Raw genomic sequence first — 19,081 nt, forward strand, 5'->3', positions numbered from 1 at the left:
AGAGTTAGCGCGAAAAGCATTGTTAAACAAATAAAAATCTATTAACCATAGCTATCCTCTTTCTAAATTAGGTTTTAAAGACTCACTTTAATAAACTTAAAGATTCACGCTTCTGATTACATTCCTTTAATTGTTCGGTATGATGCGCGCCCCTGTTGTATTTAGCCTAAATAAGCTAAAATAAAGCGACTAAAAAGTATATCTAACCGGAGAGTCTACAAGGCATGAAGAAACTGCTAATTTCACCGTCAAAAATGGCATTAGGCGAGCAAGAAAGTCAAATTTACCAAAACATTCTGAAGCAATCTTCAGAGCTAAGCCTAAACCTGATGGCTGTGAAAGTGGAAAACCATCCAGAAGACTTTTTAGGTTGGTGTTACGAGCTATTAAGCGCAAGCCGCGACCGCATTAATTATGACTTACTCGAAACCCCACAATTACCATTATTAAAAAAGCTGCATGACCAACTTATTTCAGCCATTAGCTTTTTACAATTAAAAACATTACGGGTAGCGCCTTGGCCAGTAGTGAGTATGTTTGTAGAGCAACATAAAGAACTGGTGGCACTTGATGAGCAGTTACGTTTAACTACTTATATTGCAGGCCTACGTGAAAAATCGTTAAAAGATATGATCCCTGAAGACTTACTCGCTTTTAGCGGTAAGCATATGGCATCACTCGATCCGAGTACTTATAACTTTGATGTAGAATGGTTTGCCTCTACCAAAAGCGCCAAAGGTTTTCACCAGATGCTGGCTGACCTGCCAGGTGCCTTCGACGATGCGCTTAGCAACATTCCACTTGAGGGTGATGTAGCCCAAACTGATTATCAGCAATTTGTAGTTGCTTACTTGAGTGCATTTAATGGTTGTGATGAAAAACCAACACTGGCACCTGCCACCCGCTTATTAGCAATGCGCCGCCCTGATGTATTTACACCAATAAGCAATAGCCGCTTAGATGCACTTTGCTCAGCTTTAGGTATCACCAAATTAAATAACCGCGACTTTGAGCGTTATTGGCAAGATGTAGTACAAAGTATTCACGCTATGTCATGGTTTAAAATGGCCAACGCTGGTAATGAACTAGAAACCCAATTAGTAGATATTAAAGCGCTTATACCTTGCTTTTTTTACTATGCAGATACTAACACTGCTGATAACTCTAACTACATTAAGCTACTTAATAAACCTACACGTAGCACTTCTAGCAGCAGTAAAGCGCCACGCCGAGGTAAAGAATCTGCTGAGATTTTAGTGGACCGCGCTCTTGCTGCTGATGATATCCCAGAACATATTCGTGCTAAACGTGACTCCATTATTAGCGAAGTACAGAAAGGTCGTGGCGTAAACGAAACAATTACCCTAATGCGTACCATATTTGGTTAATTAATCAACAAGCAAACCCAAATGGCCTAGCAGCGCTTTGATGGTGCAGCTAGGCTACTTTTTGCACCAGCAAAGTGAACCTTTAAAATAATCACTTTTGTATACCTACCTCATATTATTTTCAATACATTGTTTTAAATAATAAAAATAATTTATAAACAAATAAGTTTAATTTGGCACACACAGTGCAAATACCCCATTAGTAACATAATAAAATGCCGCCAAACAAAAGGTTGTAGTCATTCATAATAAAAAGCCTTGGCGTGCAAAATCATACAATGGGAAATAAGACATGCTAAAACTACAAAAAACAATATTGATCAGTGCATTGGCATTAACAGGAATGACATCAACTACTGCATGTGCTGAAGTAACAGCAAATGCAGCAGCCACTTCTAACTACTTATGGCGCGGACAAGAGCAAACTGGGGGCGATGCAGCTGTATCTGGCGGTATTGATTACGCTAATGAATCTGGCTTTTATGCGGGTACTTGGGCGTCAAATGCGTCTTGGGCCGATGAAATGACCTACGAGCTAGACTTATACGCAGGTTTTGGCGGCGCAATTAATGAAAGCGTGAGTTATGACGTAGGTTATATTTATTACGCATACCCAGATGCGGCATCAGGTGCCGATGCAGATTTTTCTGAAGTTTACGGTAGCATTAGTGTGCAAGGTTTTACATTTGGCGCAGCCGTACTTGCAACTTCTGCTGCCAATGGTGACGGTACTGATTTTGGTGATTCATTGTATCTAAATGCCGATTACAGCTTCGCTGTTGGTAGCGATGGCACAGAAATGGCGCTACACATAGGGCATTACTCAGGCGATTTCATCGGTGATGACAATATTATTGATTATGGTGTATCTGTGTCTAAAGATGGTTTTACTTTTGGTCTATCAGATAACGACATGGACGGCTCTGATGTAAAAGCCTATGTAGCCTACGCTGTAGACTTTAACCTATAAAAAATGTGTTACTTGCTGCAACACTAAGGGCCGCAAGGCCCTTTCTCGTTTCATTGAGATCTTACTGCTACTCAAATTTGTTTTTGCTAAAATTTTTTTACTGCCAGTTTATTTTTATGATTGAATAAGCTTAATAACACTTGCTTAGAAATGAGCCTATCGGTATAAAAACCAAACACTCTAAAAATAAGAAGCGAACAGCCATGCAAGATCACAAAAGCCAACCATTAACCGATTTTATAGAATACCCGCCAGAGGAAATGCTCGAGCGAGCGAATGAGTTTTTACAAACTAGCCAACGCCGCCATAGTATTCGCAGCTTTAGTAACCGCCAGGTGCCAAAAGAAATAATCGAAACCTGTATAAAAGCGGCAGGTACAGCACCTAGTGGCGCAAACCACCAGCCTTGGCATTTTGTGGCCATTAATAGCGCAGATGTTAAAAAGCAAATTCGTGAAGCAGCCGAGAAATTAGAACGCTCATTTTATGAAGGTCGCGCAGGCGAAGAATGGCTTGATGCATTAAAACCATTAGGTACCGATGCTAATAAACCCTATTTAGAGCACGCACCATGGTTGATTGCAGTGTTTAGTCAAAAAAAGGGGGGTGTAAATACGGACGATAAAAACACTAATTACTATGTACATGAATCGGTAGGGCTGGCCACTGGTTTTTTAATTCAAGCACTACACCGAGCAGGCCTTGCAACCCTGACCCACACGCCAAAACCAATGAGCTTTTTAACCGATATTTGTGGCCGTGATAAAGACAACGAGCGTCCTTATATGCTATTAATTGCAGGCTACCCCGATGAGCATGCAACGGTGCCTCTGCATGCACTTGATAAAAAATCGCTGGATGAAATAGCCACATTTATTTAACCCGAACTCTGGTTATTGAGTTATTGGTTAATAATCCACTGCTATTTTATCGCCAGCTTTAAGGCCCGTAATAACATGTTGCTGATTATCAAACTGCTCACCTAAGCGTACAAAGCGACGCTCAATTTTGTCAGCGCTAATGACATACATCATACTGAGCTGTCCAAAATCATGTATCCAACGAGGATCTACCAGTACACCTTGGGTGCTTTTAAACGGTAAATGCAATTGTGCATATAACCCAGGGATCATCCCAGGCTGTGGTTCAATTTCTAGTCGTATAAGTAAGCTACGTGCAGCGTTATCAACAACAGGTATAATTTCACTGATATTGGCAGCTGTTGTCATATCGAGCGAAGGCAAACTCACGTTTAAACGATCGCCTAATTTAAGCTTTACTGCTTGTTGCTCTCGTACATTAAAAGCAAGTTGAAGTTGTTTTGGATTATAAAGCGTTAACAACGGTATACCAGGTGTGGCTGTATCGCCTGGTTCGGCTAAACGCTCAACAACTACACCCGAGATTGGGGCTTTAATTTGCGTGTAATTAAGTGATACCTGTGCCTGGGTTTGCTGCTGTTTTGCTCCAGCTAAGTTGGCAGTTAAGTTATCAAATTTTGCTTTAGCATCATCAAATTCACTCACTGGTACTAACCCTTTTGCCTGTAAGTCAGTTACTCTAATAAGTTGCTTTTTAGCTTGGTTTAATGAGGCTTGCACCGCATTAATATTTGCCTCACTTTGTGCCAGCATCGCTTTAAAGTCATCTTGCTTTAGGGTGATCAATAAGTCACCTTGACTAACCTTATCACCGGCGCGCACTTTAAATTGCCTTACTTGTGCCATTACATTTGACGAAATTTGGGTGTTTTGTTTCGCAATTACACTCCCTGGTACATACTCTGTTCGCGAAATAGTTTGCAGCTCAACAGTGACCACCTCACCTTGATATTGAGTAACTGGAATCTCTTTTAACCCTGCAGATTGTTTATCACTAAAGCTACCGGCCATGTATAGCACAGCTACAATAACCACAACCAATGCACTGATTGCGCCTAAAACTTTTGATTTACCCTGCATGTGCTTCTTCCTCTGGGTTTGTAAACACTAAATAATAAACAAGCGGTACAACAAATAACGAAAACACGGTAGACGCCACGATGCCAAAAATAATTGCTATGGCTAATCCGCTAAATACTGGGTCAAGTGTGATCACTAAGTTACCTAATAAAGTAGTTCCGGCGGTTAACAATACTGGGCGCATTCGTACTGACCCTGCAGCAATAAGTGCCTCTTTTATTGCCATCCCCTGAGCGCGTGCTTGGTTAATAAATTCAACTAAAATAAGTGAGTTACGAACGACAATACCTGCTAAGGCAATCATGCCTATCATCGCAGTCGCGGTAAATAATACCGGCTCAGGAGCCCCCGCTATGGTGCGTTCACCAAATTGATTGAGTAACCAAAACCCAGGCATAATACCAATCACAGTTAATGGAATAGCCGACATGATAATCAGCGATAAACTCGCCGACTGTGTTTGTACCCGTAAAATAATAAATATAGCACTGAGCGCAAAGGCAAAAGCAATGCCCATATCCCTGAACACATCAATAGTGATACGCCACTCACCTTCACCACTAAAGTTAACATCAGTTCCTTGCGGTAATTGCCATGGCGCGGTTCCACCATTATTAAAAAAGTGCCGTGTTAACCACGCCTTTTTTTCAAATCCTTCATTGCGTGCGTTCAAATCGGCATTTACATCCGCAATAACCTCTGCAGGCGTGCGTCCATTTAGTTCGGCCATCACATAAATAACGTCACGCTGATCTTTACGCATTAGTGTGTCGGCCACGTTTAATGGTTTAAACTCTCCCAGCTCTGAAAGCGACACTAAAGGTCTGGGGGCACTTGTTATACCTAACTCATTACTGGTTTTAGCTAAGTCCCTATCCCCTCTTACTTGCAGTGTAAGTAATTGTGAAAGCTGATTACGCTCGCTATAAGGCAATTGTAATTGTATTGGAACTGGCTGAGTTTCACCGCTTACGTACAACACTCCAACCTGTTGCCCCTGCGAAGCAATACTGAGTGTTTGTGCAATATTTTGGGTAGCAATAGCACTGAGCGCAGCCTTGGTTTTATCCGTAATAAAGCGCTGTAATGGGGCTGGGGCAACTAAAGATGTGTCAACCTCAACAACATGAGGCTCTTGGCGTAAACGTGCTGCAACATGTTGAGCAGCCTGCCTATGGGTATGCTTATCAACAAAGGGATCACGATACACTTCAGCGACTAAAGTGCTCAACACCGGTGGCCCAGGTGGTACCTCAACCACTTTAATAACAATGCCATTTTTTGCTAAAGGAGCAAGTTGTTCGCGTAACCGCATAACCACCCCATGCGATTGATGATCTCGTGCTGATTTATCCACCAGCAATACTCTGAGCTCTGCTAAGTTAGCAGCTTCACGGCGATAATAACCACGCACCATGCCATTAAAATCCATGCTGGAGGGCTGCCCAATATATGCGGCTATTTCACTTACTTCATTTAACTGCCACGTGAGGGTTTGAATTTGCTTAGTAAAAGCAGCTGTGCTCTCTAGATTAGTACCCTCTGGCATATCTATAAGTACTTGCAGCTCATTTTTGTTATCAAAGGGCAGGAGTTTTAATGGTACCAAGCGCATCACGGGTAACATGGCACTGATAATAAACAATCCTAATGTTATCCATAGCACCCATTTAGCTCGCACTTTTGAGGCAAGTAATGGACTGAGTAATCGTTGGTATAAACCCGCTTTAGGCTCAAGCTCAGGTTGTTCTAGGGTGTTTGGTTTAAGCAATTTCATTGCCAACCATGGGGTGACAAAAAAGGCTACCAAAGTAGATACCATGACACTAATGGGCACGTTGAACGCCATAGGTGCCATGTATGGCCCCATCATGCCGGTAATAAACGCCAGTGGAATAAACGCCACCATTATAGTGAGTGTCGACATAAGCAAGGCATTTCGAATTTCGCTCATTGCGCCAACAACATGCTGTTTTTTATCGCCTTTGTTATTTATAAAGCGACTAATATTATCAATACCCGTGATTGGGTCGTCTACCAGTAAGCCTAATGATAAAATAAGCGCAAATAAGGTCACCCGGTTAATGGTGTAACCAAATGCAAAATCTAATGAGAGTGTAATGCCATAACAAATAGGAACCGCCAGCCCAACCACTACGGCAGGGCGCCAACCTAAAAACACGCCAACAAATATCACCACAGTAAACACTGCAAACACTAAACTTGATGTGAGGTTATTTACTTTTTCATTCGCAGTTTGGCCATAATCTCTGAGTACTGTATAGCTAACTTCTGGTGGTAATAAGGTATTTGTAAGTTCATTCATCATGGTATGAACATCATTTGCAACAGCAACCGCATTAGTCCCTGTTTGCTTGGCTACGCTTAAAGTAACCATAGGCAACTGCTGCTGATCAGTAGATTGCGCTAACCATTGGTAATGCTCAGTTTCACCAGGGCCATCGCTTACTGTTGCAATGTCCATCAAGTAAACACTTTTACCATTAACCACATTAACAACTAATTGCTCTACCGCTGATTGTGTTCTTAGTACATCACCTGCCTGAATAGCAATTTGCTGCTGATTATCAACCACATTTCCCACTTGGGTGAGTTGGTTTGATACATTTAATGCGTAAAAAACATCGTTTACCGTGGTTTGATGGGCAGCCAGTGCGCTGGCATTTAAATTGATGGTAAGAGTACGTGTACGCCCCGAAATTACTTTAACTTCACTGGTATGCTCAATGCGTTGTAAACTATTAGCAATTTCGTTAGCAAAACGGGTTAGTTCATAATCACCATAGAGTTGCGGGTCTTTACTGTAGAGACCTAACATCACAATAGGCACGTCATCTACTTCTATTGGGCGAATTTGCCAACTTTTGATCACCGATGCCATTGTATGCTGATAACTATTTAGTTTTGCGTAGGTATCTAAAATAGCTTGTTCGCGGTTGTGCCCTACTTCAAAACGCAGCGTAACCACTGTACTGTTAGTTTGTGTGGTTGAGTAAATATGCTCAACTCCCACCAACTGGGCCAGTAACTTTTCGAGCGGTTGAGTTACTAACCTAGCGACTTCAGGCGCCTCAACGTTAGGTGCAGATACATAAATATCGAGCATGGGCACAGTAATTTGTGGCTCTTCTTCTCGAGGTGTCTGATTTAGTGCAAATACCCCAAGTAACAAAGACATCACAAAAATAATAATCGGAATGCGACCACTTAAACTACTTTTTACCGCATTGTCTATTAAGCTCATCGCACTTAGCCCTTACAAAATAACCCATACAAGGTACCAAGCAGAACGACTGCATTTTCATCAATGACACGATAATAAATTGTTTGGCTCTCGCGGCGCGTAGCTACAATATTTGCTTTACGCAGCGCTGCTAAATGCTGTGATAACGCAGACTGCGCTAATGGCACGGCTTCATTAAGCTGAGACACGCTCATCTCGGAGTCTTGCAAAGAACATAAAATCATTAAGCGATTTTTATTGGCTAAAATTTTTAATAGCTGCTCAGCTTGTTCTACATTGCCGGCCATGGCAGTAAAGTCAATATTCATACTATGCTCTTATTCTAAAATAGAGCCTGAGTATAAGACGTTAGGTTAGAAAAGTCTAACATTAGATTTTACTAATATAGATATATCTAATATAGTAGCTGTACTGAATTAAATAACTGGCCTACTATAATGAAACTAAACAATGCACTCAGACTAATCGCTGGCATAATGATTATTGTGTCGCTTTTATTGCAAACTTATCACGATCCTAAGTGGATTTACTTTACAGCTTTTATCGCAGTAAATTTAATTCAATCAGCTTTTACTAGCTGGTGCCCAATGATCACTTTATTACGCAAACTTGGCTTTAAGGAATAAACACCATGCTTACACCCATTCCCGATTTACTAAAAATAATTACTCCTAATCAGCGCCGTATTGATGCCGAACAAGCAAAGAAAGAACTTGAGCAAAATAAAGGCTTACTGATTGATGTGCGTGAACCCGCTGAACATGCCACCAAAGCAGCTACTGGCGCAATTAACATTCCACGCGGGTTACTTGAAATGAAACTTATGGAAATAGAAAAAGACGCAGCCCGTCCTATTTATTTACATTGCGCTAGTGGCGCGCGTGCAACATTAAGTGCTGAGGCACTGACTCGAGTAGGTTACAGAAATGTGACAGTTATCACCTGTGATGCAACGAAAGTGTTGAATACATTCTAATTTTTTTAACAAAAAAGTAACCTTAATGTGGTACGATTTGCTTTTTATACTTTATAGGTACAAAGCAATGACGCTTACACGAAGAACTTTTTTAAAAGCCTCGGCAGCAGGATTTGGGGTCGCAGTCTTATCGTTAGGGTTAACGGGTTGTCGGTTTGATGATGAAGATGATAATTTTATTGACGTTAGCTTTAACCATGGCGTCGCTAGTGGCGATCCACTAGCAGATAGCTTAATTTTATGGACTCGCGTTACACCAAAAGATCCAGCAACCAGCCGTATTAAAGTGCAATGGCAGGCTGCGACAGATGAAAATTTCACCTCTATTAGTCACGATGGTGAAGCCTATATAAGTGCAGCCACAGACTTTACTCTCAAAATTGACTTACAAGGCCTTGATCCCAACACAACGTATTACTACCGCTTTAAATCAAATGGTAAAACCTCTCCTATTGGCTCAGGTAAAACATTACCAACAGGCAATATTGATCAAGTAAAGCTGGCAGTTGTGTCGTGCGCTAATTACCCTGCTGGCTTTTTTCATGTTTATGGTGAAATAGCAAAGCAACCTGACTTAGATGCGGTACTCCATTTAGGCGATTACATATACGAATATGGAAATAATGGCTACGCTACTGAAGACGCAACTAGCTTAGGTCGCTTACTACCTGAAGATAACAGCAATGAAATTATTAGCTTAACTGACTATCGTAAACGCTATGCCCACTACCGCACCGATAGCAATTTACAAGCAGCTCACAGCAATTGCGCCTTTATAACAGTATGGGACGACCATGAGGTTACTAATGATACTTGGCGTGAAGGTGCAGAAAACCATAATGACGGTGAAGGTGAATTTAGCGCGCGTAAACTACATGCCCTACAAGCCTACTTTGAATGGATGCCTATACGTAATGTAGCCGATAAAGAACGTATTTATCGCCGTTTTGAATTTGGTAATTTAATGTCGCTATACATGCTAGATACCCGTGTGCTCGCTCGTGATGAACAACTCAACTATGCTGATTTTGATTTAACTAGCGCACAAGGGCAAAGCGATTTTGTTAGTGCTGTTAGTTCGCCCACACGCGCATTACTGGGTAGTGAACAACTAACCTGGCTCACCGATGGTATGACAACCTCAAACTCAAAATGGCAAGTACTTGGCCAACAAGTGTTAATGACCAAGATGCACCTGCCGTTTGAAGTACTACAGCTTTTAGTGAGCCTACAAGTAAGCCAAGCAAATGGTGCTGACACTGGCGCCCTGCTTGCTCAAGCATCAGCATTATTTGCTGAGCTGGCACAAATTAAAGGCCGTATTCTAGCTGGTGATCCAACAGTAACTGATGCAGAGCGTGCGCGTGTTGATACCACCGCACCTTACAATTTAGATGCCTGGGACGGCTACGCCTATGAGCGTGAGGTACTGCTTGGTACAGCTATTGCTGCACAAAAAAACTTAGTGGTGTTAGCCGGCGATACTCACAATGGTTGGGCTGGGCAATTAAAAACTGATGCGAGCAATCCAATAGCCGCATCACAAAATGCGGGAGTTGAGTTTGCCACCTCTTCAGTGTCTTCGCCAGGTCTTGAAAAATACTTAGCACTAAATACACAGGGCCCTGAAGTTACAGTTCAAATGGAGCAAGTTCTTGCTTTACTTGTAAACGACTTGGCTTATAGCAATTTGGCTGAGCGAGGTTATCTAACAGTTACCTTCACTCAAGAACAAGCAAGCGCTAAGTGGAATTATGTAAGCAGCATAAAAACAACCTCTTACGAAATGCAAACCGAGCGCAGCAAAGAATTACGTATGCTAGCAGGTCAGCCTGAAATACAAGGGTAAATTACTCTAAACACGAGAAAACCAATCTAAGGCTCATAACTTCCTTAGATTGGTTTAATAAAAATAACCTATTTTCAAAGAGAGCTGTTGGTTACTTTTTCTCATCCAATAAAGTAACTAACATTTGCTCGATATTTTTTACACTGTAGGTCAATGAGCGAATCAGTTCGACTTGGCTTGGTGGCTCGTCTTGTTTTGCTTGAACGGGTTGTTCTGCAGTGAGGTTATCTTTTTGCGTTAAAATGGCTTCACGAAATTCACTGGCATCAACTACCCCAAGTAACGATACCAACGCACCATGTCCCGACTGTCCTGCTGTTTCAAAACTTAAACGGTATAAGCCAAACATGCGCATTAGCGGCCCCTGACTCAACCCGACATCAGTGATTTTTTCTAGTGGAATCGATTTTTCTTCTTTAAATAAAATACCGCGTTTAACCACTAGCTTGCGCTCTAGTAAATCGGCCGACATAGCGGCTAATACTCTACTTGCGACTAGCCACACTAAAAGTAATACAACGGGTAAAAGTATAATAGTTACAACTGGAAAAAGGCTAAATATTGCAGCTAAGCACATCCAGTACTGTTTTACCTTGTTATCAAAAGTGGCACTTTTTAAAGTTATATTAGACATAGTTTTATTACTTTTAAATTATAGTATTTTTAAGTTACATTAATTATAAGTTGTACACAATTCAACCACCTTGATAGTTACAATCCAATAACCACTTTAATTGCCAGCGCAATAAATACCGCACCTAACAGCCTATCTAACCATATATTTTGTTTAGTAAAACCAAAGCGCTTTTTAGACACCTCAGTGAGTAAGGCTACCAATAAATACCAGCCGGTATCTATCACGAAAACCGTTAAGCACATAACAACGCCAATACTTAGAGTAAGATTCTCTGGGTCAATAAATTGTGAAAATAATGCCAGAAAGAAAATTGCTAGCTTAGGGTTTAAAAATGCAATGGCAAAGCCATCTTGTAACGCCTTAGAACTGCTCACGTCGCTTTGCTGAATATGTAGCTCGCTGTCGCTGGGTTTTGAAAATAGTATTTTCAAACCTAAATACGCTAAATAGGCTGCCCCTAAATACACTAAAAATTGGTACACAGTAGGAAATTGCAACATCAATGCACCTAATCCCAACAGTGAAGCTGCGGCATATAAGCCCACTCCAAAACCATGGCTTAATGCTGCCAGCATGCCATTTTTCATGCCACCGCTTAAGCTATGTTTTAATACCACAGCTAAACTGGGCCCAGGCGACATTGCCCCCATCATGCACACCAGTGCTAAGCTCAACCATAATGATAACGCCATTAGTAACCCTTATATTTCTTCATTTTCAATTAGTAATGCATAACCATGCACCTGCCCATAAAAGCCTGTCAATGGCACTGCGTTTATTACTTTCCAACCGTCTTGGCTTAATTCCTGTATGCGATCATTTAGTGCGACTATATCTACCCCACCCAAAAAACGGGACTTTCTGAATTCGATTACTTTTTGCATTACAAATACCTGCTTTATAGGCTGTATTCAAAATCGTAATGATGAATACCTTGCTCAATCCGTATTTTCATACTGCCAGTTAGTCCTGCTAGCTCATCAGTGCCTGAGTCGGGCACCACTTTTAAAATTAAGCTGTCTTGGCCTTTGTCCATCAGCCCAAAATGCTGCAGTACAAAACTGCCTTTCTTGCCCTCAAGCTCGCCTATCACTTGCTCTATTGCAACATAACCAGCGCTGCCTTGGGTGGGAGTCATGGCGCTAAGCATTTCGCCTTGGCTAGTTGCCGTTAAGCTACCAGTAAATTGTTTATCAATCGACATCCGACCTAAATTAACGCCTTCCTGCCCATGTGCATACCCTTCTATAGGCGCTAATGTCACGGTAAACTCGCCTGTTATCTGTTTAGTTGTCATAATTTTCCCTGTTGATGATTTTTAATACTATTGATTTTTAATCTATTGATGCCATATCTATACCTTAATCATCAATAAGAATCTACTATGCCTACAGACAAGCCTGCTTCAGATAAAGCCGCCTTTAGCGCTTTATTCCCTATATTCAATTTTATTAAGCCTTATAAATGGGTGGTTTTAGGGGCTCTAGTAGCATTACTTGCCACCGCAGGGGTTAATTTATCGCTAGGCCAAGGCGTTAAGTTTGTGATTGATCATGGCTTTATTGCCGGCTCGCAAGCGCAGTTACAACAAGCTGTTTTGGTATTAATTGGCTTGATCAGTTTATTGGCGGTGGGCACATTCAGCCGATTTTATTTAATGTCGTGGATTGGCGAGCGAGTCAGTAACGATATTAGAAAAGCTGTATTCAATCGTATTGTTACTTTGCATCCGAGTTATTTTGAAGAAAACCGCAGTGGCGAGCTGATGTCGCGACTCACTACCGACACTACCTTATTACAATCTATTATCGGCTCATCATTTTCTATGGCGCTGCGAAGCGCGCTAATGTTAGTCGGTGGTTTAATTATGCTACTTGTTACTAATTTAAAGCTTACCTTAGTCGTCGTGGCCTGCGTCCCTTTAGTACTGGTGCCTATGTTGGTTTTTGGTAAAAAGGTACGCAAACTTGCAAGTTCTAGCCAAGATGCGATTGCAGATATCAGCACCTATGCTGGTGAGATCATTCAAAACATAAAAGTTGTACAGAGTTATAGCCATGAACAGCAAGAGCAATTTGCTTTTGCTAATGAAACTGAAAAGGCCTTTAACGTTGCCAAAAGCCGCATTAAACAACGTTCGTTTTTAATTGCAGCAGTTATTTTTCTTACCTTTAGCGCTATTAGTGCCATGCTCTGGGTAGGCGGTAGTGATGTGCTCGCAGGCACTATGACGGGCGGTGAACTTGGCGCGTTTGTATTTTATGCCATTATGGTGGCCATGTCGGTTGCCACCGTCGCAGAGGTTTACGGTGAATTACAACGCGCCGCAGGAGCAGCAGCAAGGTTACTCGAGCTACTTGCGGTTGAAAGTAAAATACAAAATCCCGAAATTCCACAAGATAATCAGTTGCATACAACTACCAGTAACAGTGCAATTTCACTTGAAGGTATTAGTTTTAATTACCCTTCTCGCCCAGATGTAAGCGCATTAAATAATATCAGCTTAAATATTGAAACAGCTAAAACTGTGGCTATTGTTGGCCCTTCCGGTGCGGGTAAAACCACCTTGTTTGAACTGTTACAGCGTTTTTATGATCCTGCCAGCGGAACAATTAAATTTCATAATATAAATATTAAACAGTTGTCATTAAACACCTTACGCAACAAAATGGGTATGGTGGCACAAAACCCGATTTTATTTAGTTCTGATGTCATGCATAACATTCGCTATGGCAACCCAAGCGCCAGTGACGAGCAAGTTTATGCAGCCGCTAAACATGCCCATGCTGATGAATTTATAAAACAGTTACCACAAGGCTATAACAGCTTCTTAGGTGAGCAAGGTGTAAGGCTATCGGGTGGGCAAAAGCAACGTATTGTTCTTGCTCGCGCCATTTTAAAAGACCCAGAGATACTGCTACTTGATGAGGCTACCAGCGCGCTTGATGCGCAAAGCGAGCATCATGTTCAGGCTGCACTTGAGCACTTAATGCAAAATAGAACAACGCTGATTATTGCCCATAGACTGGCCACGGTAAAACATGCCGATATGATTGTAGTAATGGAAAATGGCGAAATAAAAGCCACAGGCACTCATCAGCAATTAATGGCAAATAACCCTTTGTATCAAAAACTATGTGAATTACAGTTTAATTTAGATTGATTGCATTTTAGTTGCTACTTCTTTTTAAGCCATTTATTCATTGCGGTATCGTAAGCCTCAGTTAGCTTAGTTTTATCGCACTTTACACCAGCTATGTAACTATCGGGCAAGTCATTTTTTGGCATAACCCCAGCACCAACGGATACTTTCCTAAAACAGCTATCACCTCGTTGATAAGTGGTAAATTGCATATTTTGCTGCTCTATTTTTAATAGTGGCTTTACCTTGCCTGGATGCTCTTTTGAAACTGTAATACGCTTTTTCTGAGGGTCACTCTTTGCAGTATCAGAATAGCCAGTTTGTTGCTGTAAAATACTGTTGAGTCCTTTGTTTAAATCGATCTTTTTATAAGGCTTTAAAATTACAGGCTGAGTATTTTTCGTGGTGGTATTTAGCGGCTTAGTCGTTTTCTCTGTTTTTTTATAATTAATACTTAGTGGTTTTGATTGGGTTGCATTAATAAGCTCAATAGATTTAATCTCTGTATTTTTATTTGTATGAGCGCGTTGTTGAGGGACTTGTTGTGTTGCTTTAATTTTAGCTGGCACACTTACCATATAAGCTTTAATTGCGGTGGTTTTATGTCAGGTGCTTTTAATGTGGCAACAAAAAGCAAAACTAATCCGTGTAAACATATTGATAAAATAATTGCCGTGCGCCACGCTGCCATAAATATGTCCTTATCGAAGAACTATTTGTGACAGCTAACGCAGGCAAAAGTGCCATTAAAATATACAAAACCACGCATTTGCGCGGTTTTAGCTATTAACCTTGTGTATTAGGCACTATTTGAATTTCGACGCGGCGGTTTTGCGCGCGACCATTCGCGGTATCGTTAGTGGCAATTGGGCGTGATTCACCAAAGCCGCTAGTGCTTACTCGTGCAGCCATAATTTGTTGGTTTACCAAGTAATTTTTTACACTTTGTGCTCGCTGCTCTGAAAGAGTCATGTTGTAACTATCTTTGCCCGTGCTGTCGGTGTGACCTTCGACACTTAAGTAGGTTTTTTCGTATTTATTCATTACACTTGCTATCGCATTTAGAGTGTCATGAAAGCCCGATGAAATATAAGATTGATCAGTCGCAAACGTAATATTAGATGGCATCACTAAGCGTAAGTTATCACCTTCACGTACCACTTCAACTCCCGAACCTGCTAGTTCATCACGAAAAGCAGCCTCTTGTTTATCCATGTAATCACCTACAGCTGCACCCGCTAGCGCACCAATAGCTGCACCAATAAAAATACGTTTATCTTTGTGGTTACCTGTAGCTTTACCTAAAATTCCCCCTGCTGCAGCACCAATAGCGGCGCCTTTACCCGTGTTATTCATTTCACAGCCAGAAAGTAATACGGCAACGACAGTGACACTTAAAAGTGATTTGGTTAACATCATGGTAATTTCCTATTCATTTAGAATTTATTATTGCAATTATGCAAACATTTTTATGAACCAAAAATGAAGAGTAACGTAAAACACGTATTATTACTTACTTCATACGGACTAATGATAGCGCTTCATAAAAATGTCATACTTATTTGTGACACTTTAATGATTTATCAAAAAGGCGATGGCCACTATGTTAATTGCGATTTTTAGGCAGTTTTTTTTTCTTGGCTGCATGAGTTTTGGCGGCCCTGCCGCCCATTTAGGTTACTTTAAACATCACTTTGTTGATTCGCTGCGCTGGTTAAGTATCAGTCGCTATTCACAGCTAATAAGCCTCAGTCAAGCTCTGCCTGGCCCTGGCTCTAGTCAGGTTAGCTTTGCAATTGGAGTAGAGCGTGCAGGTGTACTCGGTGGCATCACCGCATTTATTGGTTTTACCTTGCCTTCTTTTTTAATAATGACACTGCTTGCTATTAGTGCTCACCAATTTGACGCCGTTTATTTTGCTGTGATCACCGGATTGAAGCTCTTTGCTGTAGTGATTGTTGCCGATGCGACCCTTAGTATGGCCAAAAGCTTTTGCAGCAACCTAATCCTTAAGCTAATTGCAGTTATAAGCACCCTAGCTCTTGTTCTACTGCCGATGTTAGGTACACAAATTATTATTTTACTGATTGCGGCCGCAGTCGGCGCTATCTGGCCACTCTTAAAATTAAGTGATTTATCACAGCAAACTAGCAGTGATCAGGGGAAAGTTAACTGGGTTGCACTTAGTTTATTTGCGCTACTGCTTGGAGTTAGCTTTATTCCAATAGGGCAAGAATTTGCGTTATTTGCGCCTTTTTACCAAGCTGGTGCTATGGTATTTGGTGGCGGGCATGTTGTGTTGCCAGTACTTCAAGCGGGTGTGCCAACGTTAAGTGATGATCAATTTTTAACGGCTTACGCCAGTGCTCAGGCTATACCTGGGCCTATGTTTACAATAGCCACCTACTTAGGCGCGCAGCTAAATACCGAGCAGCCAATAATGGGCGCAATCATAGCTACATTATTGATATTTACCCCAGGGTTTTTACTGATGTTGGCATTTCAGAAAAGCTGGATTAATTTAGCCAGTAAGCCCCGCTTTGCCAGCTCAATTGCCGCGCTTAATGCCGCCGTAGTTGGTTTTTTAGCTGCAGCATTGTATTCGCCCATTTGGACTTCAGCTATTAATAGTGTGTGGCATATTGCATTAGTGATTGCTGCATTTACGTGGCTACGTATGAAAAAGCCACCTATTTGGTGGCTATTATTGCTCTTTATTGGTGTTGGCCTTGGACAGCATTATTGGGCACTTTAATACTAGGTTTGCCCGCCATATTCACCCCGTCAGCTGGGCTTAACTGCCCACTGACACTTTGATAAGCGCGCAGTCCAAACACCGGTAATACGGCCAGTAAATGATCCATAATTTCAGCTTGTAAATGCTCGTACGATATCCAACGTTTGTCTTCACTAAAGCAGTAAAACTCAATCGGTAGGCCATGGTTAAGCGGTTGAAGTTCACGCACCATAAGTGTGAGCGAGGTATTGATTTTACTGTGTTGCTTTAAGTAACCCTCTGCATAGCGACGAAATAGCCCTAAGTTCGACACCGGATCGGGAAGTGTGCCTAGTCGAATATATTCTTGCAGTGGTATTGCCGCTTCTATTTGCGCTTTAAAATCATCATCAACTAAAAAGATGCTGTTCATATCAATGTTTAAAGAACGTTTAATACGTCGCCCACCAGATTCTTGCATACCGCGCCAATTTTTAAATGAACCGGCCACCAGCATATAAGTGGGTATAGTCGTTATGGTGTTGTCCCAGTTTCGCACTTTTACAGTATTAAGTCCTAAATCAATTACTTCGCCATCGGCGCCGTAGTTATCTACTTGGATCCAGTCCCCATAGGTCACTAAACGATTAGCGGCAATTTGAATGCTGGCGACAAAACCTAATATGGTGTCTTTAAATACTAATAAAGTAACAGCGGCGATCGCACCAAAACCAGAAAGAATATAAGTCGGCGATTTTTCAAGCACAATACTAACAATTAATATTGAACACACAATAAAGGTGATCAGCTTCACTACTTGAATTAGCCCTTGAATAGGCACTTCGCGGGCAAAATCTAATTGGTTATAAATAGCGCCAGCAATACTCACTATACTGCTAATAATAAAACCTATATAAATAATTAATAATGCTTGGCCAATGGTTTTAAGGATCTCTTGGGCAATTGCATTAACGGGGTAAACACTGTCAAATGTGGCTAAAAAAAGTACACAACATAACAAGCAGGCAATTCGTTTATTGAGCTTGGTCAACATCGGTGACAATGAACCAATACGCTCAGGCGAGAGTTTAGTCACCACCTTTTGAATACCCGGTAACATTAAGCGACGCGTAAATAAGTAAACAAATAATAAAGAAAGGATGCCAATGGATGAGGCCGTGATCGCACTGAGAAAAAAAGCATCGGGGACTTTTTCAAACCAAGGAGTAATTAGCTCCTGTAGGTGTGTTTTGGTCATGGTATTTCAATTTCCTTACTGGGAGTTAATTCAGTACTAGCTTGCTGAATATGAATAGCGCTTAATTGCTTATCTTTTTTTGTCCATAAATTATTTAAATATTGCTGAAACTCGGCTCTAAATGCGTGATCTGTTTGGTAACTGCCAATCATCTGTGTATTTATTGGCATCACCTCAATTGTAATATTAATAGACTCTAGTTCGCCTTTTAAAATATTACGACACACATGATCTGACTTACCGCTATACACTAAACTAGTGTTAAGCATAGCGTCAAATTGCTCGTTTAAAACTTCTAAGGCAAAAGCAGTTCCACCAGCCTTAGGCTTTAATAAATGCTGAAAAGGGCTTTGTTGATGCTTATGCTTTTGCGCAGTAAAACGTGTACCTTCTACAAAATTAACTATGGTTGTAGGATGATGACGAAAGTTACGGCAACTGCGCTTAGTGCGCTCGACATCTAAGCCTTTTAAATTGGGGTTTTTTGCCAATTGCGCTTTGCTCACCCGTTTCATAAAGGGCATACCCATTGCCCACGCACCAGTGCCTATAAATGGCACATACTTAAGCTCATCTTTTAAAAAAAACTTAGGAGCTGGTAATGCATTTAATGAGCTTAATACCGCAATATCAAGCCAGCTAATATGATTACTGATTAGCAAATACCAACTATTGGCATTCACCTCCCCACTAATATTAACTTTAATATCATTACAGCCTAGCCATAGCCCTAAGCGGTTACCTTTACACCACCCCTTGTACGCACCGTGTAATAATTTACTTACTACGGGTATGGGCAAAACCAATTTAACTAACCCTAGGATAAGTACTAATGCGCCAAATATTATTAAATTAGCGAATAAAACACAGCCAACAATTAAGCCATTTAACCAATTAGGTAACCATTTTTTTAGCATAA

Annotated in this window: 19 protein-coding genes; 8 read left to right on the forward strand and 11 right to left on the reverse strand. The window is 41.1% G+C overall.

From position 1 onward, the window contains the following. The first annotated feature begins 224 nt into the window (after positions 1 to 224). The 3 genes from FLM47_RS14480 (at position 225) to FLM47_RS14490 (ending at position 3,239) form a co-directional block, all read left to right on the forward strand. Positions 225 to 1,388, forward strand: a complete 1,164-nt coding sequence (locus FLM47_RS14480; RefSeq protein ID WP_178956714.1) for a hypothetical protein — start codon at positions 225 to 227, stop codon at positions 1,386 to 1,388. Between the two features lie 292 nt (positions 1,389 to 1,680). Beyond that, positions 1,681 to 2,358, forward strand: a complete 678-nt coding sequence (locus FLM47_RS14485; RefSeq protein WP_178956715.1) for a TorF family putative porin — start codon at positions 1,681 to 1,683, stop codon at positions 2,356 to 2,358. 203 nt (positions 2,359 to 2,561) lie between these two features. Further along, positions 2,562 to 3,239, forward strand: a complete 678-nt coding sequence (locus FLM47_RS14490; protein WP_138608294.1) for a nitroreductase family protein — start codon at positions 2,562 to 2,564, stop codon at positions 3,237 to 3,239. A gap of 27 nt (positions 3,240 to 3,266) precedes the next feature. Here the strand turns inward: FLM47_RS14490 and FLM47_RS14495 are convergent, their stop codons facing one another. Genes FLM47_RS14495 through FLM47_RS14505 form a run of 3 tightly spaced genes read right to left on the reverse strand, consistent with a single transcriptional unit; the run spans position 3,267 to position 7,892 of the window. Next, positions 3,267 to 4,319, reverse strand: coding sequence for an efflux RND transporter periplasmic adaptor subunit (locus FLM47_RS14495; protein WP_178956716.1), 1,053 nt, complete (start codon positions 4,317 to 4,319; stop codon positions 3,267 to 3,269). After that, a complete protein-coding gene (locus FLM47_RS14500) occupies positions 4,309 to 7,584 on the reverse strand; it encodes an efflux RND transporter permease subunit (RefSeq protein WP_178956717.1) in 3,276 nt (1,091 codons plus the stop codon). The genes FLM47_RS14495 and FLM47_RS14500 overlap by 11 nt, the downstream gene beginning before the upstream one ends. A gap of 5 nt (positions 7,585 to 7,589) precedes the next feature. Continuing rightward, positions 7,590 to 7,892: a metalloregulator ArsR/SmtB family transcription factor gene (locus tag FLM47_RS14505; RefSeq protein ID WP_010392476.1), complete on the reverse strand. Its 303-nt coding sequence runs from the start codon at positions 7,890 to 7,892 to the stop codon at positions 7,590 to 7,592. Positions 7,893 to 8,021: 129 nt separating this feature from the next. Here FLM47_RS14505 and FLM47_RS14510 point away from each other — a divergent pair, with 129 nt between their 5' ends. From FLM47_RS14510 to FLM47_RS14520, 3 genes are all read left to right on the forward strand, one after another. Continuing rightward, a complete protein-coding gene (locus FLM47_RS14510) occupies positions 8,022 to 8,210 on the forward strand; it encodes a DUF2892 domain-containing protein (RefSeq protein WP_010392474.1) in 189 nt (62 codons plus the stop codon). 5 nt (positions 8,211 to 8,215) lie between these two features. Beyond that, the gene (locus FLM47_RS14515; protein WP_138608299.1) at positions 8,216 to 8,560 is read left to right on the forward strand and encodes a rhodanese-like domain-containing protein; all 345 of its coding nucleotides are present in this window, start codon (positions 8,216 to 8,218) and stop codon (positions 8,558 to 8,560) included. A 67-nt stretch (positions 8,561 to 8,627) separates the two neighbouring features. Continuing rightward, positions 8,628 to 10,409 carry an alkaline phosphatase gene (locus FLM47_RS14520; RefSeq protein ID WP_178956718.1) on the forward strand — a complete coding sequence of 594 codons (1,782 nt, stop codon included), beginning with the start codon at positions 8,628 to 8,630 and terminating at the stop codon, positions 10,407 to 10,409. Between the two features lie 91 nt (positions 10,410 to 10,500). Here the strand turns inward: FLM47_RS14520 and FLM47_RS14525 are convergent, their stop codons facing one another. From FLM47_RS14525 to FLM47_RS14540, 4 genes are all read right to left on the reverse strand, one after another. Next, positions 10,501 to 11,043, reverse strand: a complete 543-nt coding sequence (locus FLM47_RS14525) for a PH domain-containing protein (protein WP_178956719.1) — start codon at positions 11,041 to 11,043, stop codon at positions 10,501 to 10,503. Positions 11,044 to 11,120: 77 nt separating this feature from the next. Further along, positions 11,121 to 11,738, reverse strand: coding sequence for a LysE family translocator (locus tag FLM47_RS14530; RefSeq protein ID WP_178956720.1), 618 nt, complete (start codon positions 11,736 to 11,738; stop codon positions 11,121 to 11,123). Positions 11,739 to 11,747: 9 nt separating this feature from the next. Beyond that, positions 11,748 to 11,930 carry a hypothetical protein gene (locus tag FLM47_RS14535; RefSeq protein WP_178956721.1) on the reverse strand — a complete coding sequence of 61 codons (183 nt, stop codon included), beginning with the start codon at positions 11,928 to 11,930 and terminating at the stop codon, positions 11,748 to 11,750. Between the two features lie 14 nt (positions 11,931 to 11,944). Further along, positions 11,945 to 12,343: a DUF3224 domain-containing protein gene (locus FLM47_RS14540; protein WP_178956722.1), complete on the reverse strand. Its 399-nt coding sequence runs from the start codon at positions 12,341 to 12,343 to the stop codon at positions 11,945 to 11,947. 87 nt (positions 12,344 to 12,430) lie between these two features. Here FLM47_RS14540 and FLM47_RS14545 point away from each other — a divergent pair, with 87 nt between their 5' ends. Beyond that, positions 12,431 to 14,209 carry an ABC transporter transmembrane domain-containing protein gene (locus tag FLM47_RS14545; RefSeq protein ID WP_178956723.1) on the forward strand — a complete coding sequence of 593 codons (1,779 nt, stop codon included), beginning with the start codon at positions 12,431 to 12,433 and terminating at the stop codon, positions 14,207 to 14,209. A gap of 14 nt (positions 14,210 to 14,223) precedes the next feature. On the opposite strand, the gene FLM47_RS14550 is transcribed toward FLM47_RS14545, so the two are convergent. Together FLM47_RS14550 and FLM47_RS14555 are read right to left on the reverse strand one after the other, a co-directional pair. Then, complete coding sequence (locus FLM47_RS14550; RefSeq protein WP_256729580.1) at positions 14,224 to 14,757, reverse strand: hypothetical protein; 534 nt, start codon at positions 14,755 to 14,757, stop codon at positions 14,224 to 14,226. A 217-nt stretch (positions 14,758 to 14,974) separates the two neighbouring features. Beyond that, positions 14,975 to 15,607, reverse strand: a complete 633-nt coding sequence (locus FLM47_RS14555; RefSeq protein ID WP_010392457.1) for an OmpA family protein — start codon at positions 15,605 to 15,607, stop codon at positions 14,975 to 14,977. A gap of 184 nt (positions 15,608 to 15,791) precedes the next feature. Between FLM47_RS14555 and chrA the strand changes: the two genes are divergently transcribed. Beyond that, positions 15,792 to 16,943 (forward strand): chromate efflux transporter, encoded by a 1,152-nt coding sequence (gene chrA, locus FLM47_RS14560; RefSeq protein WP_178956724.1) that lies wholly within the window; start codon positions 15,792 to 15,794, stop codon positions 16,941 to 16,943. On the opposite strand, the gene FLM47_RS14565 is transcribed toward chrA, so the two are convergent. Both FLM47_RS14565 and FLM47_RS14570 read right to left on the reverse strand, forming a co-directional pair. Further along, a complete protein-coding gene (locus tag FLM47_RS14565) occupies positions 16,903 to 18,162 on the reverse strand; it encodes a mechanosensitive ion channel family protein (protein WP_178956725.1) in 1,260 nt (419 codons plus the stop codon). The two genes, chrA and FLM47_RS14565, sit on opposite strands and share 41 nt — an antisense overlap. Further along, positions 18,159 to 19,079 carry an acetyltransferase gene (locus FLM47_RS14570; protein WP_178956726.1) on the reverse strand — a complete coding sequence of 307 codons (921 nt, stop codon included), beginning with the start codon at positions 19,077 to 19,079 and terminating at the stop codon, positions 18,159 to 18,161. Before FLM47_RS14570 ends, FLM47_RS14565 begins: the two co-directional genes overlap by 4 nt. Positions 19,080 to 19,081: the final 2 nt, after the last annotated feature.

Source organism: Pseudoalteromonas sp. Scap06, assembly GCF_013394165.1.
GTDB lineage: Bacteria > Pseudomonadota > Gammaproteobacteria > Enterobacterales > Alteromonadaceae > Pseudoalteromonas.

Coding starts and splice junctions, on each gene's coding strand:
- FLM47_RS14490 (WP_138608294.1), top strand. CDS start 2,562: ATGCAAGATCACAAAAGCCAACCATTAACCGATTTTATAGAATACCCG.
- FLM47_RS14555 (WP_010392457.1), bottom strand. CDS start 15,607: ATGATGTTAACCAAATCACTTTTAAGTGTCACTGTCGTTGCCGTATTA.
- FLM47_RS14545 (WP_178956723.1), top strand. CDS start 12,431: ATGCCTACAGACAAGCCTGCTTCAGATAAAGCCGCCTTTAGCGCTTTA.
- FLM47_RS14515 (WP_138608299.1), top strand. CDS start 8,216: ATGCTTACACCCATTCCCGATTTACTAAAAATAATTACTCCTAATCAG.
- FLM47_RS14495 (WP_178956716.1), bottom strand. CDS start 4,319: ATGCAGGGTAAATCAAAAGTTTTAGGCGCAATCAGTGCATTGGTTGTG.
- FLM47_RS14485 (WP_178956715.1), top strand. CDS start 1,681: ATGCTAAAACTACAAAAAACAATATTGATCAGTGCATTGGCATTAACA.
- FLM47_RS14525 (WP_178956719.1), bottom strand. CDS start 11,043: ATGTCTAATATAACTTTAAAAAGTGCCACTTTTGATAACAAGGTAAAA.
- FLM47_RS14510 (WP_010392474.1), top strand. CDS start 8,022: ATGAAACTAAACAATGCACTCAGACTAATCGCTGGCATAATGATTATT.
- FLM47_RS14520 (WP_178956718.1), top strand. CDS start 8,628: ATGACGCTTACACGAAGAACTTTTTTAAAAGCCTCGGCAGCAGGATTT.
- FLM47_RS14565 (WP_178956725.1), bottom strand. CDS start 18,162: ATGACCAAAACACACCTACAGGAGCTAATTACTCCTTGGTTTGAAAAA.
- FLM47_RS14480 (WP_178956714.1), top strand. CDS start 225: ATGAAGAAACTGCTAATTTCACCGTCAAAAATGGCATTAGGCGAGCAA.
- chrA (WP_178956724.1), top strand. CDS start 15,792: ATGTTAATTGCGATTTTTAGGCAGTTTTTTTTTCTTGGCTGCATGAGT.
- FLM47_RS14530 (WP_178956720.1), bottom strand. CDS start 11,738: ATGGCGTTATCATTATGGTTGAGCTTAGCACTGGTGTGCATGATGGGG.
- FLM47_RS14570 (WP_178956726.1), bottom strand. CDS start 19,079: ATGCTAAAAAAATGGTTACCTAATTGGTTAAATGGCTTAATTGTTGGC.
- FLM47_RS14535 (WP_178956721.1), bottom strand. CDS start 11,930: ATGCAAAAAGTAATCGAATTCAGAAAGTCCCGTTTTTTGGGTGGGGTA.
- FLM47_RS14505 (WP_010392476.1), bottom strand. CDS start 7,892: ATGAATATTGACTTTACTGCCATGGCCGGCAATGTAGAACAAGCTGAG.
- FLM47_RS14540 (WP_178956722.1), bottom strand. CDS start 12,343: ATGACAACTAAACAGATAACAGGCGAGTTTACCGTGACATTAGCGCCT.
- FLM47_RS14500 (WP_178956717.1), bottom strand. CDS start 7,584: ATGAGCTTAATAGACAATGCGGTAAAAAGTAGTTTAAGTGGTCGCATT.